Here is a 13,786-nt window from a genome sequence, read left to right as displayed (position 1 = left end):
CATGAAGGGCCGTGACGAGATCGCGCAAGCCTTGGCCGCATCGGGCTACATCGCCGATGCGGAGCTCGCGACCGCGATCTCGCTGATGCGATTGTTGCGGCGTCCGCTGCTGCTTGAAGGCGAGGCGGGCGTCGGCAAGACCGAGGTGGCGAAGGCGCTGGCCAAAGTGCACGCGACCGAGCTGATCCGGCTGCAATGCTACGAGGGGCTTGATCAGTCCTCCGCGCTCTACGAGTGGAACTACCAGCGCCAGCTGCTGGCGATCCAGGCGCATCGGGGCAGCGATAGCATCGAGGACCAGGTGTTTTCAGAAAAATACCTGCTCGAACGCCCGCTGCTCGCCGCGATCCGCCGTGCGCGGGCCCCGGTGCTGCTGATCGACGAGATCGACCGCGCCGACGACGAGTTTGAGGCCTTCCTGCTGGAGCTGTTGTCCGACTTCCAGGTCTCGATCCCCGAGCTTGGCACCATTCCCGCAATGACCATCCCGCAAGTGGTGCTGACCTCGAACGGCACGCGCGAGCTGTCCGACGCGCTGCGCCGGCGCTGCCTCTATCACTATGTCGACTATCCCGACGTCGATCGCGAAACCCGGATCATCCTGGCGCGCGTCGCGGGTGCCGGCCCATCGCTGTCGCTCCAGATCGCGCGCATGGTCGAAGGCGTGCGGAAGGAGGAGTTGCGCAAAGTCCCGGGCGTCGCGGAGACGCTGGACTGGGCGGCGGCTCTGGTCGGCCTCGACGTCAGCAATCTCCACGATGCGTCCGAGATCGTGCATGAGACGCTGATCTGCCTGTTGAAGACCCATGAAGACCGCGCCCGCGTCACTCCGGAAGTGACGCAGCGCCTGTTGGGGAAGGTTGCATGAGCTGCTGTGGCTCCAGCCCCGAATTTGACGACCTCAACGAGGTCTCCAAGCTCGTGTCCGCAAGGCTTGCCGCCTTCCTGCGCACGTTGCGCGACGCAGGCTTTCGCGTCGGCCTCGCCGAGGGACAGGATGCCGCAACGCTGATGTCCGCCGGTTACGCGGTGCGGCCGAACCTGCTCCGCGCGGCGTTCAAGCATCTGTTCTCGGCGCGCAAGTCTGATTGGGACAAGTTCGACGGGCTGTTCGATGCATTCTGGCTCGGCAAGCGCGTGCGGTCACGCTCTCGCACGATCGGCTCGGTGCCAACATCCAGCAATCCATCGCTGAAGGGCTTGCAGGACAAGTCGGCGGAGCAGGGCAGCGGACAGTCCGTCGCCGACCAGCTTCCGTCGTCCGACGACGCGCCGGAGGGACGCTCCGGTGAAGGCCGAATGGAGGGTGCTTCGCGGGCGGACAATCTCGCCGACGTCGATTTCAGAAAGCTCAGCGACCCCGATCAGGTCGCCGAGGCCCATGAGGCAGCGGCGCAGCTCGCGCGCGCGATGCGCACACGGCTGACGCGGCGCGATCTGGCACGCCGACGCGGCTACAGGCTCGATCTCCGGCGTACTATCCATCGCAACATCAGCCATGGCGGCGTTCCGATCTCGCTCGTGAAGCGGCAGCGCAAAGACAAGCCGTTGCGGCTGATCGTGCTCCTCGATGCCTCCGGCTCGATGAGCATGTATACCTCGCTGTTTCTGCGCTTCATCCACGGCGTGCTCGACCAGTTCCGCGAGGCCGAGGCCTTTCTGTTTCACACCCGCCTCGCCTATGTCTCCGATGCGATGAAGGAGAGGGATGCGGGTCGCGCGCTCGATCGGCTCTCGATCATGGCGCAGGGCGCGGGCGGCGGCACGAAGATCGGCGAGAGTCTCCAGACCTTCAACCGCTGGCATGCTTCGCGCGTGATCCATTCGCGCAGCTGCGTGATGATCGTCTCCGACGGCTATGAGACCGGCGACGCCGCCTTGCTCGGACGGGAAATGGCCGCGCTGCACCGGCGTTGCCGTCGCATCGTTTGGCTCAATCCGATGATGGCGTGGGAGGGCTATGCGCCGGAGGCGCGCGGCATCAAGGCGGCGCTGCCGCACGTCGATCTCTATGCGCCCGCGAACTCGCTGCAAAGCCTGCGCGCGCTCGAACCCTATCTGGCGAAGCTCTGAGGGATGTTGCGATGACCGCTCATGTCGAAGTGCTCGATCTCGTGGCGCAGATGAAGGCTGCCGAGCGCGCCTTCGTGCTCGCGACGGTGGTGCGGACGGTGTCGGTGACGGCAGCGAAGGCTGGCGCCAAGGCGATCATCGCGGCCGACGGCACCATCGTCGCGGGTTGGATCGGCGGCGGCTGCGCCAGGGGCGCGGTGCTGAAGGCGGCGCGGGAGGCGCTCGCCGACGGCGCGCCGCGGATGGTCTCGGTGCAGCCGGAAAACCTCTTGGCCGAGCTCGGCGTCAGCGCGGGCGAGAGCCGCGACGGCATCCGCTTTGCCAGCAACATGTGCCCGAGCAAGGGCACGATGGATATCTTCGTCGAACCGGTGCTGCCGCATCCTTCGCTCGTCATTCTTGGTGCGAGCCCGGTGGCGCTCTCGCTTGCCGCGCAGGCACGCGTGCTCGGCTATCACGTCACGCTCGCCGCGCCAGCCGCCGATCTCGCCGCGAAACCGGACGCCGATGCGATCATCGACGGCTACCAGCTCGGCGAGCTCAACGACGCTAAACGCTTCGTCGTGGTTTCGACCCAGGGCAAGGGCGACGAAGCCGCGTTGCGCGCCGCCGTTGCGACCAAGGCTGACTATCACGCCTTCGTCGGCAGCCGTCGCAAGATGGCTTCGCTCCGCGCCAAGCTCATCGCTGAGGGCGCGACCGCCGCCGGGACCGACGACGTCAAGGCGCCGGCGGGGCTCGATCTCGGCGCCATCACGCCCGAGGAGATCGCGATGTCGATCCTCGCCGAGATCACCGTGGAACGACGGCGCGGCCAGCGCGCCGCAAACCAGATCGCAAGCAGAGAGTGAGAGACCGATCATGCAGATGAATGACAGCCAGCGCATCCCCGCCTCACGCAATCAGGTGTGGGCCGCGCTGAACGATCCAGATGTGCTGAAACAGTGCATCCCCGGCTGTCAGTCGCTGGAGGTGACCGGTCCGAACGAGATGACGGCGACGGTGATCTTCAAGGTCGGCCCGGTGAAGGCGACCTTCAGCGGCAAGGTGACGTTGTCCGATCTCGATCCGCCCAACGCCTATCGCATCTCGGGCGAAGGCTCCGGCGGCGTCGCCGGCTTTGCCAAGGGCAGTGCGGTGGTGCGGCTGACAACCGAGGGCGCGACCGCCACGGTGCTGCACTATGACGTCGACGCCCAGATCGGCGGCAAGCTCGCCCAGCTAGGCGCGCGGCTCATCAACTCGACCGCGACCAAGCTCGCGGGGGAGTTTTTCAAGTCGTTTGCAGATGTGGTCGGCGCGAAGGCCGAGGCGGGTGCGTAGGGTGGGTTAGCCGTAGGCGTAACCCACCAAGGTCGATCGGCAAGGAAACAAGGCGGTGGGTTACGCTTCGCTAACCCACCCTACAAGGTCCAGCAGGCTTAGTCGAACAGGCTCGACACCGATTCTTCCGCCGCGGTGCGCGCGATCGCGTCAGAGATCAGGCTGGCGATCGGCAGCGTGCGGATGTTCGGCGCCTTGACCACCGCCTCGGTCGGCAGGATCGAGTCGGTGATCACGAGCTCCCTCAGCTTGGAGCCTGCGATCCGGGCCGCCGCGCCGCCGGAGAGGACGCCGTGGGTGATGTAGGCGTAGACGTCCTTGGCGCCCTTGGCGATCAGCGCATCGGCTGCGTTCACCAGCGTGCCGCCGGAGTCGACGATGTCGTCGATCAGGATGCAGGTGTAGCCGGAGACATCGCCAATCACGTTCATGACTTCGGATTCGCCCGCCCGTTCGCGCCGCTTGTCGACGATCGCGAGCGGGGTGTTTATGCGCTTGGCCAAGCCGCGCGCACGTGCCACGCCGCCGACGTCGGGCGAGATCACCATCACCTTGGAGAGGTCGAACCGCTCCTTGATGTCGCGCACCATCAGCGGCGCGGCGTAGAGATTGTCGGTCGGGATGTCGAAGAAGCCCTGGATCTGGCCGGCATGCAAATCGAGCGTCATGACGCGATCGACGCCGGCCTGGGTGATCAGATTGGCGACGAGCTTGGCCGAGATCGGCGTGCGCGAGCCCGATTTGCGGTCCTGCCGGGCGTAGCCGAAATAAGGCAGCACCGCGGTGATGCGGCGCGCAGAAGAGCGGCGCAGCGCGTCGGTGATGATCAGCAATTCCATCAGATGGTCGTTCGCCGGGAACGAGGTCGACTGGATGATGAAGGCATCCGAGCCGCGGACGTTCTCCTGGATCTCGACGAAGATCTCCATGTCCGCGAAGCGCCGCACCACCGCTTTGGTCAGCGGCAGGTCCAGGCCCTGCGCGATGGCTTGCGCGAGAGCGGGATTGGAGTTGCCGGAGACGAGCTTGATGGAGCCGTTCTTGGCCGACATGGACGCTTCCTCCCGCGCTTTGCTGGATACGACGTTCAACATCAGAGAATACCCACTGGCAGCACGGTTACGACGGGCGAGGAAATATCAGGCCGAAGGCCAAACTGGCAACCCGGGATGCTACGTTATCCCGGCGAAAATCCCGAATCGGGCCAAAGGTTTGGCCGGCACTTGAGGCCGTGGTTTAGCGCTGGTTATCGTTCCGCATAGCCGAGTGCCGCGGTCGGCACGCCCGGGGCAGGCGCCTCCGGGCTCGTGCTCGCCACCGCCGGTCCCCGAAGGCTAGGCACGGCGCCCGGCGCATCCGGGGTGCCGGTGATCATGTTGGAAAGTCCGCTGAATCCGGCCTGGGCGATCCTCCGCAGCACCAGATCGTCGGCGGCCGACCAGGGATCGCGGCCGCCCTTGGCCGAGGTCGGTTCCTCGCCGGACAGCCGCAGCGCCCGCTGCTGGTTGGCGTCGTAGACGTCCCAGACCCAGGCGATCACGGTCTTGCCGCGCACCACTTGGGCTGAGAGGTAGCTACGCACGCGGTAGGCGGCCGTCCCCTCGCGGGAGACGACGGAGAGGCTGCGCAGCTTGGATTCGCTGTCGAGCACGCCAACCATGCGGTCGAACACCTGCGGCGGGGGTCCGTCGATCGACTCGAAGGCCACCGTCGCGCCAGAGCCGGCGCTCGGCGCCATCGCATAGGAGTTGGCAGCACTACCGCCGCCGCCGGCGCAGCCGCCGAGCGCGGTCGCTGCCGCAAGCAGCGTGACCGCCAGCACGCGCGAACCCGCGCGGCGCAAGATGGATGACGCGTCCCTCATTATGGAGGGCAGCGATATCGTTAAAATCGATTAAGGTCTAGGGCAGAGGCGCCACATACCACTGTCATTCCGGGGGCGCGCCACTTGGTGCGAGCCCGGAATCCATTTCGCCGTGGAATGTGCAGCACGATGGATTCCAGGGTTCGATGCTGCACATCAACCCGGAATGACACGAGGTTGCCCTTGTGTTCACCCCTCCAGCGCGATGGCGTGGATGTGGCGGCCGTAATCCGGCTCCTTGCGATGCACCGAGCGGCGATAGCTGAAGAAGCGTTCGTCCGCATAGGTGTCCAGACCGAGATCGTCGATCATCAGAATGCCGGCGGCCTCCAGCCGCTTCCGGATGAAACCGGCAAGGTCGAACATCGCGTGGCCTTCGCGGACCGCCGGGATGAAGAATACCGCGTTCTCGGCATCCGCCTCGATGAAGCGCGCCACGAACTCGTTGCCGACCTCGTAGCTCTCCTGGCGGATCAACGGGCCGATCGCGGCGATGATGCCGGCGCGTGTGGCGCCGAGCTTTTCCATCGCGAGAATCGTGGATTCCAGCACGCCGGTCAGTGCGCCCTTCCACCCGGCATGGGCGCCACCGATCACGCGCGCGTTGGGATCGACGAACAGCACCGGGCCGCAATCGGCGGTGGAGACGCCGAGCGCGATGCCGGGCGTCTTCGTCACCATCGCGTCGCCCTTCGGCCGCGGGCCGCTCGGCCACGGCGTCTCGGCGACGAGGACGTCGGGCGAATGGATCTGGTGCAGGCTGAGAAAGCGTTCCGCCGCGACGCCGACATGCTCGGCCATACGGCGGCGGTTTTCTGCGACATTGGCCGGATCGTCATTGGAGCCGAGCCCGCCATTCAGCGCGGCATAGATGCCGCCGGAAACACCGCCTTCACGGGTGAAAAAGGAATGGCGCAATCCGGGCACCGCCGACAGCAGTGACGAAGCAAGCGTCATGATGCGCCTCCAGCCCGCTCGAGATCGCTGAGGCCGGCAAGGCCCGTCAGCCGCGGCTCCGAGATGCCGAGCACCTTGAACATTGAGCCCATGCCGCTGCGTCCCGTATCGGTCAGGCGCTTCAGCGCCACGGAAATGTCGGTGGCAACCTCCGGCGTCGCCTTCTGCATCAGCGCGGCAGCGCGGGTATCGATGCCGACGCGCTTGAGGAAATCGCCCTGCGTCACCGGCCCGTGCACGCGGGCGCCGACGTCTTCGGCGGCACGGGCCAGCGCCTGGAAATCGACATGGGCGGTGACATCGGCCTGGCCCGGCGCCTTCAGTGGGTCGGTGAACGTATGGCGCGCAATCGCCTGAAAAGTGTCGCCGGCGTCGCTGCGCAGATGGCCGTAGTCGATGATCAACGCCGCGCCGTCCTGGTCGCGCACGCGCGAGGCGAGCTTCATGATCTCCGTATCGGGCCGCCATTCGAACACCGCCCCGACGGGGGCCGCGCGGACCAGCGGTGGCAGCAGGATGTCGAAGCGCGGAGTCGGCTCGGCCGCTGCGCCGAACTGAAGCTTGCCGTTGGGATCGACCTCGATCACGCGCTCGTGCCAGCCGCCCTCGCGCTTGACCATCTGGCGGATCGGCAGCACGTCGAAATATTCGTTGGCGAGGATGATGCTCGGGCCTTCCGGCACGTCGTCGATGCTGTCGTGCCAGGCAATGTTGCGCACGCTCGACAGCGTCGCCTGCTGCCGCTCGCGCAGCACCGGGTTGACCTCGACCAGGTGGATCTGAAGCGCCTGGTACAGCGGCGGCAGCACGCGCAAGGCGCGCAGCGCATCCGCCATCATGGTGCCGCGGCCGGGACCGATCTCGATCAGCCGCAAGGATTGCGGCGAGCCCATCTGTTTCCACACTGAGGCGGTCCACAGTCCCAGCAACTCGCCGAACATCTGGCTGACTTCGGGGGCGGTGGTGAAGTCGCCCTCGCGTCCCAGAGGATCGCGGGAGACGTAATAGCCGTAGCGCGGATGCATCAGGCACAGTTCCATGTACCGCCAGACCGGCATGGGGCCTGAGGATTTGATCAGTGCCTTGATCTCGTTCAACAGCGAGTCGGTCACAGTCTGCTTTCTCGAAATGAATTAACGAACGGCATTGATTGGCTTCGGTGCACCGCGCCTGATAGCCCATACAATAAGTATGCCGCCGACAATAAGCATCGGGATCGACAACAGCATGCCCATGGTTAATCCGCCCCAGAGGAAGCCGAGCTGAACGTCCGGTTCGCGGAAATGCTCGCCGGCGATGCGGGTCAGGCCGTAGATCAGGATGAAGGCACCGAGGATCATGCCGGGCCGCTTCAGCGCTCCGAAGCGGATCATCACGGCGAGCGCCGTGAACAGCAAAATGCCCTCCATGCCGGCTTCATAGAGCTGGCTTGGATGGCGCGGCAGATGGGTGGGATCGTTGGGGAAGATCATCGCCCAGGGCAGGTCCGGGTCTGTCGCGCGGCCCCACAATTCGCCGTTGATGAAATTGGCGATCCGCCCCAGCAGCAGCCCGACCGGTGCGACCGCGGTGGTGATGTCGCCGAGCGACAGGATCGAGATCCGGTTGCGATAGGCAAACCACATTACCGCGACGACGCAGCCGAGGAAGCCGCCATGGAACGACATGCCGCCCTCCCACAATCGGAAGATCGCGGTGGGATGCTCGATGAAGAAGGGCAGATTGTAGAACAGCACATAGCCGGTGCGCCCACCGAGGATGATGCCGAGCGTGACCCAGAGGATGAAATCGTCGATCTGCACCAGCGAGATCGGCGCGGGGCCGCCCCACAGGCGCTCGTTCTTCAAGAGCGAGCGCGCATAGAGCCAGCCGAACACGATGCCGCAGATATAGGCGAGCGCGTACCAGCGGATCGCGAACGGGCCGATCGCGAGCGCGGTCGGATTGAACGAGGGGAAGTCGATGAGCAGTAAGGGCATCGCGCCTTCGAAGGTCTAGACGAGGTTGCGGCGATAGAGCGCGAGCAGCCGCTCCCAATGCCGCTCGGCGGCGTCGCGGTCGTAGACCGGACGCTTGGGGAAGGCGAAGCCGTGATGCGTGCCGGGATAGATCTCGACCTCGGCGTTGGCGTTCTTCATGCTGTCGGCGACTTTCGCGATCACCTCCGGCGGTGCGTAGATGTCGCTCTCCGCACAGGCGAAATAGAGCTCGGCTTTGGTCTTGCCGGCGGCGAGATGCGGGCTGTCGTTCTGGTCGGTCGCAAGCTGTGTGCCGTAGACCGAGGCGGCGGCCTTGACGCGATCGGGGAAATGCGTGGCGGCATTCATCGCGTAGCGGCCACTCATGCAATAGCCGACGGTGCCGACGATCTCTGTGTTCGCGGCCGTCTGGCCTTCGGCATAGGTGAGCAGCGCCCTGGTGTCGTCCATGATCATGGCAATCGTGAGTGAGCCCATCAGCGCGAACATGCGCTTGCGCTCCGGCGCATTCGGATCGGCCGGCAGCGCGCCGAGCTCCATCACGCCGGAGCGGTAATAGAGGTTCGGCAGCATCACATAATAGCCCGATGTCGCGAGCCGGCGCGCCATATCGCGCAGCTCTTCACGGATCGCCGGCGCATCCATGTAGAACAGGATGACCGGGAACGGTCCGCCGCGCTCGGGATGAGCGATGAAGGTCGCGGTGTGGCCGTCCTTGGTGGGAATAGCGATCTGCTGCTCGATCATGTCTTGCGTTCCGCCTTGTGATTCTTGTTATGCAGGGACGTTGAATACGATTGCAAGGAAACCGGGGCATGACAAGGATACCGCGCCTCGGCCCTTGAACCGGGCTCCGCGGATTGCCATTGTCTCCTGCGAGTTCGCGCAAAGTTTATCGGAGGCCGACATGACCCAGACCACCAACCGGTTTTTCGACGAGATCGGCCGCATGATGAACGACGCCGCCGGCGCGGCCCAAGGTGTCAAGCGCGAGTTCGACACGGTGATGCGGACGCAGGCCGAGAAATTCCTGCGCGATATGGACCTCGTCAAGCGCGAGGAGTTCGAGGCGGTCAAGGACATGGCCCGCCTGGCGCGCGAGGAGAACGAGACGCTGAAGGCGCGGATCGCGGCGCTGGAGGCCAAGCTCGGCGGGTGATGGCAGCCTTAAGGTCGTCGTGCCCGGGCTTGTCCCGGGCATCCACGCCTAATCTTCAAGGATGGCGACACGTGGATGGCCGGGACAAGCCCGGCCATGACGGGGTTCCGGGCGGCACCGGTCCCCGCAAAAAATCCCCGCATTTCCTTGTCATTTCCGCGTCTTCCGGGTAAAAGCCCGCCACGTCCGCGGCCCCCGCACCCCTGGAGGCTTGCTGTGGACTATGCCATGGGCCGCGTTGCGGCCCATTAACTTTTGCAAAAACAAGGACTTAACGTTATGGCGACGACCGTCAAGGAATTGAAGGCGACCGCACGTCCGAAGAGCGGCAAGGGGGCCGCCCGGGCTGAGCGTCGCGCCGGGAGAGTGCCCGGAGTGATCTATGGTAACAACCAGCCCCCGCTCCCGATCTCGGTTGACGATCGCGAACTGCGCCAGCGCATCCTCGCCGGTCGGTTCCTGACCACGCTGGTCGACGTCGAACTCGACGGCAAGACGCACCGCGTGATTCCGCGCGACTACCACCTTGATCCGGTCAAGGACTTCCCGATCCACGTCGACTTCATGCGCCTCGGTGAAGGCGCCACCATCCGCATCAGCGTTCCCTTGCATGTCGTGAAGGCGGAAGGCTCGCCCGGCGTGAAGCGCGGCGGCACCGTCAACATCGTCGCGCACGCGATCGAGCTCGAATGTGGCGCCGAGAACATTCCGCAATACATCGAGGCCGATGTCGGTTCGCTGGAAATCGGTCACTCGCTCCATCTGTCGGACGTCAAGCTGCCGGCCGGCGTCAAGGCGCTGACCCGCGAGGACGCGACCCTCGTCACCATCGTGCCGCCGTCCGGATACGCCGAAGAGCAGAAGGCCGCAGCTGCGGCTGCTGCCGGTGGCGCGGCTCCGGCGGCTGGTGCGGCCGCTGCTCCGGCGGCAGGTGCGGCGGCTCCGGCCGCGGGCGCTGCGGCTCCGGCTGCTGCTGCTGCCAAGGCTCCCGCCGGCGGCGACAAGAAGAAGTAATCTCTCAAAGAGCTCGGCGCGCGATCCTTGATCGCGCGCCGAGCCAGGGGCGCGCCGCGTCATGCGACTCTTTGTTGGGCTCGGCAATCCCGGCGCGCAGTATCGGCTCAACCGACATAATGTCGGATTTATTATCGTCGACGCGATAGCAGAGCGCTATCATTTCAATCCGTGGCGCAAGCATCCCCGCTTCGAGGGCGAGTTAGCCACCGGCGTGATCGACGGCGAGCCTATCATGCTTCTCAAGCCTTCGACCTATATGAACGCTTCGGGATACGCAGTGTTGAGTGTGCTGAGCTTTTATAAGCTGCACCGATCTGACCTATCCGTATTTCACGATGAAATCGAACTCCCTCCGGGCGGATTTCGTGTCAAGGCTGACGGTACTGACGCGGGACACAACGGTCTCGGCTCAATCACCGAAAAAATCGGTCCAGATTATCGGCGTGTCCGCATTGGAGTCGGACGACCAATCCATAAAAGCCAAGTTGAAGGATACGTCCTTGGCGATTTCACGCCCTTAGATATGGAATGGTTGAGACCAATGATCAATTCGGTCACAGAGAATGTTGGGCTGCTGATACGCAATCAAGACTCAAGTTTTCAGAACAAAGTGCACATCGCCCTGCAGGCTGCAGGCTTCGGCAAGCGCGGTAATCGCCGCCCGCCTACTTAAGACTCAGAGGACACTATGGGATTCAAATGCGGGATTGTCGGGTTGCCCAATGTCGGCAAGTCGACCTTGTTCAACGCGCTGACCGAGACGGCCGCGGCGCAGGCTGCGAACTATCCGTTCTGCACCATCGAGCCGAATGTCGGCGAGGTCGCGGTGCCCGATCCGCGGCTCGACAAGCTGTCGGCGATCGCGAAATCGGCGCAGATCATTCCGACCCGGCTGACATTCGTCGACATCGCCGGCCTCGTGCGCGGCGCCTCCAAGGGCGAAGGCCTCGGCAACCAGTTTCTGGCCAACATCCGCGAGGTCGACGCCATCGCGCATGTCGTGCGCTGCTTTGAGGATTCCGACATCACCCATGTCGAGGGTAAGATCGCCCCGCTCGCCGACATCGAGACCATCGAGACCGAGCTGATGCTGGCCGATCTCGACAGCCTCGAGAAACGGGTCGACAACCTCACCAAGAAGGCCAAGGGCAACGACAAGGACGCCAAGGAGCAGCTCGACCTCGTCAACCGCACGCTGGTGCTGCTGCGCGAGGGCAAGCCCGCGCGCCTGGTCGAGCGCAAGGCCGAGGAGGAGCGCGCCTTCTCGATGCTCGGGCTGCTGTCGTCGAAGCCTGTGCTCTATGTCTGCAACGTCGAGGAGAGCTCGGCCGCCGCCGGCAATGCCTTCTCCAAGGCGGTCGAGGAGCAGGCCGCGAAAGAGGACGCCGTTGCCGTCGTCATCTCCGCAAAGATCGAATCCGAGATCGCGACGATCTCGCGTGAGGAGCGTACCGACTTCCTGGAAACGCTCGGCCTCGAAGAAGCCGGCCTCGACCGCCTGATCCGCGCCGGCTATTCGCTGCTCCAGCTCATCACCTACTTTACGGTGGGTCCGAAGGAGGCGCGCGCGTGGACCATCCATCGCGGCACCAAGGCACCTGGCGCGGCCGGCGTGATCCACACCGATTTCGAAAAGGGCTTTATCCGCGCCGAGACCATCGCCTATGACGACTACGTCGCGCTGAACGGCGAAGCCGGCGCCCGCGATGCCGGCAAGCTGCGCCTCGAAGGCAAGGACTACGTCGTCGCCGATGGCGACGTGATGCATTTCCGGTTTAATACGTAGGGCTTGCGGGCTTCGTAGGGTGGGTTAGCGGAGCGTAACTCACCGCTGTTTGCATCCGCGGAAGCAGAAGAGGTGGGTTACGCTACGCTAACCCACCCTCGACACCTGCGCCGGTGTCACCGCACCCCGCCGCCCTGATCCCTGATCGCGCCGAGATGCTCGTTGATGCGGAACACGATCAGGATCAATTCCGCGGCGATGCGCGAGAACACGATTCCGACGACGACGCCGGCGATCGACTCCAGCACGATCAGGAAGCCGGCGAACGGGCTGATCGCCATCGCGGTGAGGCCAGCGAAGATTCCGGAGAGGCCGAACAGGCAGATCACGCCGATCACCAGCCAGTAGAAGGTCTTGATGATCGTCGGCGTGATGAAGCGGTCCCACTGAAACAGATCGCTGAATGAAAACATCTCTCTCCCCCGGGCAAATCGCGCCAGTGGCCCGCGTCGATCTGACGATGAGGCAGGTACCGGCCCGACTCGCCGAATGTAGCACGAGCCATGCGGGCCGGCGGGTTGAGATTGCCGCAAAGTGCGGCCACAATCTGTCCGTCCCGCAAAGCATTGCCAAGATGACCCTGACCTTCGAAGATTTCCCGACCGGCCGGTATGGAACGTTCGGCCCGCGCCATGTCACTCGCGACGAGATTTTGGCCTTCGCCGCCGAGTTCGATCCGCAGCCGATGCATCTCGACGAGGAGGCCGCTGGCAAAAGCATGCTGCGCGGCCTGTCCGGCTCGGGCTGGCATCTCTGCTCGCTGATGATGCGGATGATGGCCGACGGTTTCATTACCCGCGCCGCTTCGCTCGGCTCGCCCGGTGTCGATGAGGTGCGCTGGCTCTCGCCCTTGCGACCCGGCGACGATCTCATGCTCGACGTCGATGTCGTGGAGGCCCGCACCTCGAAGAGCCGGCCCGAGCTCGGCATCGTCAAGTTCAAATGCACCATGCGCAACGCCAAGGGTGAGGCGCTGTGCGAGATGACCTCGCCGATCCTGATCAAGCGGCGCGAGGGAGCGGTCTGATGCGGTTCTTCGAAGACATCGAGATCGGCCATCGCCGCGAGATCGGCGCCTACGATTTCACGGCGGAGTCCATCAAGACCTTCGCCGCCAAATTCGATCCTCAGCGCTTTCACCTCGACGAGGAGGAAGGCAAGAACTCGCTGTTCGGCGGGCTCGCCGCCTCCGGCTGGCATGTCGGCTCGGCCTGCATGAGTCTTCTGGTCGCGGACGGCCAGCGCCTGATGAAGGAGGCCATCGCGCGCGGCGAGGAGGTCGCGGTGTGGGGCCCGTCGCCGGGCTTTCGCGACCTGCGCTGGATCAGGCCGGTGCTCGCCGGCGACACCATCTCTTACGCCAATGTGGTCGTCGACAAGCGCGCCTCCGGCTCGCGCCCCGGCTGGGGCATCCTGACCGCCCGCACCACCGGCGCCAACCAGCGCGGCGAGGAGGTCTACTCCATCACCGCGAGCGCCTTCGTGCCGATGCGGACGAAGGTCGGTTAGATCCGTTCCAGGATGAACAGCTGAAAAGAGCGCGCGAGTGTTGCCCGCGCGCTATGGACGCGATTCGGGGCTGCTGCCATAAGCCTTGGCGAGATGGCTGGCCCGCAACGGAGCTGGCG

At 64.8% G+C, this 13,786-nt stretch carries 17 protein-coding genes; 10 read left to right on the top strand and 7 right to left on the bottom strand.

All coding sequences use genetic code 11. The annotated features are described in order from the left end of the window. The first annotated feature begins 1 nt into the window (after position 1). The 4 genes from IC761_RS31420 to IC761_RS31405 are packed head-to-tail and all read left to right on the top strand — an operon-like array spanning position 2 to position 3,396. Positions 2-868, top strand: a complete 867-nt coding sequence (locus IC761_RS31420; RefSeq protein ID WP_195800512.1) for an AAA family ATPase — start codon at positions 2-4, stop codon at positions 866-868. Beyond that, the gene (locus IC761_RS31415; RefSeq protein ID WP_195800511.1) at positions 865-2,073 is read left to right on the top strand and encodes a vWA domain-containing protein; all 1,209 of its coding nucleotides are present in this window, start codon (positions 865-867) and stop codon (positions 2,071-2,073) included. The genes IC761_RS31420 and IC761_RS31415 overlap by 4 nt, the downstream gene beginning before the upstream one ends. 11 nt (positions 2,074-2,084) lie before the next feature. After that, entirely contained in the window at positions 2,085-2,924 is an 840-nt protein-coding gene (locus IC761_RS31410) for an XdhC family protein (protein ID WP_195800510.1), read from the top strand. Positions 2,925-2,934: 10 nt separating this feature from the next. Continuing rightward, positions 2,935-3,396, top strand: a complete 462-nt coding sequence (locus IC761_RS31405; protein ID WP_195800509.1) for an SRPBCC family protein — start codon at positions 2,935-2,937, stop codon at positions 3,394-3,396. Between the two features lie 98 nt (positions 3,397-3,494). Here the strand turns inward: IC761_RS31405 and IC761_RS31400 are convergent, their stop codons facing one another. The 6 genes from IC761_RS31400 to IC761_RS31375 all read right to left on the bottom strand — a co-directional run bounded on the left by IC761_RS31400 (position 3,495) and on the right by IC761_RS31375 (position 8,943). Beyond that, positions 3,495-4,448 carry a ribose-phosphate pyrophosphokinase gene (locus IC761_RS31400; protein ID WP_195800508.1) on the bottom strand — a complete coding sequence of 318 codons (954 nt, stop codon included), beginning with the start codon at positions 4,446-4,448 and terminating at the stop codon, positions 3,495-3,497. A 194-nt stretch (positions 4,449-4,642) separates the two neighbouring features. Further along, complete coding sequence (locus IC761_RS31395; protein WP_195800507.1) at positions 4,643-5,260, bottom strand: hypothetical protein; 618 nt, start codon at positions 5,258-5,260, stop codon at positions 4,643-4,645. 189 nt (positions 5,261-5,449) lie between these two features. Further along, on the bottom strand, positions 5,450-6,217 hold the full coding sequence (gene pgeF, locus IC761_RS31390; RefSeq protein WP_195800506.1) for a peptidoglycan editing factor PgeF: 768 nt from the start codon (positions 6,215-6,217) through the stop codon (positions 5,450-5,452). Beyond that, positions 6,214-7,329 (bottom strand): class I SAM-dependent methyltransferase, encoded by a 1,116-nt coding sequence (locus IC761_RS31385; RefSeq protein WP_246791391.1) that lies wholly within the window; start codon positions 7,327-7,329, stop codon positions 6,214-6,216. The genes pgeF and IC761_RS31385 overlap by 4 nt, the downstream gene beginning before the upstream one ends. 21 nt (positions 7,330-7,350) lie before the next feature. Then, complete coding sequence (gene lgt / locus IC761_RS31380; RefSeq protein ID WP_195800505.1) at positions 7,351-8,196, bottom strand: prolipoprotein diacylglyceryl transferase; 846 nt, start codon at positions 8,194-8,196, stop codon at positions 7,351-7,353. A gap of 15 nt (positions 8,197-8,211) precedes the next feature. After that, positions 8,212-8,943: a dienelactone hydrolase family protein gene (locus tag IC761_RS31375; RefSeq protein WP_195800504.1), complete on the bottom strand. Its 732-nt coding sequence runs from the start codon at positions 8,941-8,943 to the stop codon at positions 8,212-8,214. Positions 8,944-9,103: 160 nt separating this feature from the next. Here IC761_RS31375 and IC761_RS31370 point away from each other — a divergent pair, with 160 nt between their 5' ends. From IC761_RS31370 to ychF, 4 genes are all read left to right on the top strand, one after another. Then, on the top strand, positions 9,104-9,355 hold the full coding sequence (locus IC761_RS31370; RefSeq protein WP_195800503.1) for an accessory factor UbiK family protein: 252 nt from the start codon (positions 9,104-9,106) through the stop codon (positions 9,353-9,355). A 279-nt stretch (positions 9,356-9,634) separates the two neighbouring features. Further along, on the top strand, positions 9,635-10,369 hold the full coding sequence (locus IC761_RS31365; RefSeq protein ID WP_195800502.1) for a 50S ribosomal protein L25/general stress protein Ctc: 735 nt from the start codon (positions 9,635-9,637) through the stop codon (positions 10,367-10,369). Positions 10,370-10,430: 61 nt separating this feature from the next. Next, complete coding sequence (gene pth, locus IC761_RS31360; protein ID WP_195800501.1) at positions 10,431-11,045, top strand: aminoacyl-tRNA hydrolase; 615 nt, start codon at positions 10,431-10,433, stop codon at positions 11,043-11,045. Between the two features lie 15 nt (positions 11,046-11,060). Further along, entirely contained in the window at positions 11,061-12,158 is a 1,098-nt protein-coding gene (ychF, locus tag IC761_RS31355; RefSeq protein WP_195800500.1) for a redox-regulated ATPase YchF, read from the top strand. Between the two features lie 116 nt (positions 12,159-12,274). Here the strand turns inward: ychF and IC761_RS31350 are convergent, their stop codons facing one another. Further along, positions 12,275-12,571 (bottom strand): DUF4282 domain-containing protein, encoded by a 297-nt coding sequence (locus IC761_RS31350; RefSeq protein WP_195800499.1) that lies wholly within the window; start codon positions 12,569-12,571, stop codon positions 12,275-12,277. A 161-nt stretch (positions 12,572-12,732) separates the two neighbouring features. Between IC761_RS31350 and IC761_RS31345 the strand changes: the two genes are divergently transcribed. Both IC761_RS31345 and IC761_RS31340 read left to right on the top strand, forming a co-directional pair. After that, positions 12,733-13,185 (top strand): MaoC family dehydratase, encoded by a 453-nt coding sequence (locus IC761_RS31345; RefSeq protein ID WP_195800498.1) that lies wholly within the window; start codon positions 12,733-12,735, stop codon positions 13,183-13,185. Then, complete coding sequence (locus IC761_RS31340) at positions 13,185-13,667, top strand: MaoC family dehydratase (RefSeq protein WP_195800497.1); 483 nt, start codon at positions 13,185-13,187, stop codon at positions 13,665-13,667. The genes IC761_RS31345 and IC761_RS31340 overlap by 1 nt, the downstream gene beginning before the upstream one ends. Positions 13,668-13,786 lie beyond the last annotated feature (119 nt).

It is taken from the genome of Bradyrhizobium commune (genome assembly GCF_015624505.1).
Lineage (GTDB): Bacteria > Pseudomonadota > Alphaproteobacteria > Rhizobiales > Xanthobacteraceae > Bradyrhizobium > Bradyrhizobium commune.
Note: the sequence above shows the minus strand (reverse complement) of the source record. Positions and strands in the feature narration are given on the sequence as shown.

Coding starts and splice junctions, on each gene's coding strand:
- IC761_RS31420 (WP_195800512.1), top strand. CDS start 2: ATGAAGGGCCGTGACGAGATCGCGCAAGCCTTGGCCGCATCGGGCTAC.
- IC761_RS31415 (WP_195800511.1), top strand. CDS start 865: ATGAGCTGCTGTGGCTCCAGCCCCGAATTTGACGACCTCAACGAGGTC.
- IC761_RS31410 (WP_195800510.1), top strand. CDS start 2,085: ATGACCGCTCATGTCGAAGTGCTCGATCTCGTGGCGCAGATGAAGGCT.
- IC761_RS31405 (WP_195800509.1), top strand. CDS start 2,935: ATGCAGATGAATGACAGCCAGCGCATCCCCGCCTCACGCAATCAGGTG.
- IC761_RS31400 (WP_195800508.1), bottom strand. CDS start 4,448: ATGTCGGCCAAGAACGGCTCCATCAAGCTCGTCTCCGGCAACTCCAAT.
- IC761_RS31395 (WP_195800507.1), bottom strand. CDS start 5,260: ATGAGGGACGCGTCATCCATCTTGCGCCGCGCGGGTTCGCGCGTGCTG.
- pgeF (WP_195800506.1), bottom strand. CDS start 6,217: ATGACGCTTGCTTCGTCACTGCTGTCGGCGGTGCCCGGATTGCGCCAT.
- lgt (WP_195800505.1), bottom strand. CDS start 8,196: ATGCCCTTACTGCTCATCGACTTCCCCTCGTTCAATCCGACCGCGCTC.
- IC761_RS31375 (WP_195800504.1), bottom strand. CDS start 8,943: ATGATCGAGCAGCAGATCGCTATTCCCACCAAGGACGGCCACACCGCG.
- IC761_RS31370 (WP_195800503.1), top strand. CDS start 9,104: ATGACCCAGACCACCAACCGGTTTTTCGACGAGATCGGCCGCATGATG.
- IC761_RS31365 (WP_195800502.1), top strand. CDS start 9,635: ATGGCGACGACCGTCAAGGAATTGAAGGCGACCGCACGTCCGAAGAGC.
- pth (WP_195800501.1), top strand. CDS start 10,431: ATGCGACTCTTTGTTGGGCTCGGCAATCCCGGCGCGCAGTATCGGCTC.
- ychF (WP_195800500.1), top strand. CDS start 11,061: ATGGGATTCAAATGCGGGATTGTCGGGTTGCCCAATGTCGGCAAGTCG.
- IC761_RS31350 (WP_195800499.1), bottom strand. CDS start 12,571: ATGTTTTCATTCAGCGATCTGTTTCAGTGGGACCGCTTCATCACGCCG.
- IC761_RS31345 (WP_195800498.1), top strand. CDS start 12,733: ATGACCCTGACCTTCGAAGATTTCCCGACCGGCCGGTATGGAACGTTC.
- IC761_RS31340 (WP_195800497.1), top strand. CDS start 13,185: ATGCGGTTCTTCGAAGACATCGAGATCGGCCATCGCCGCGAGATCGGC.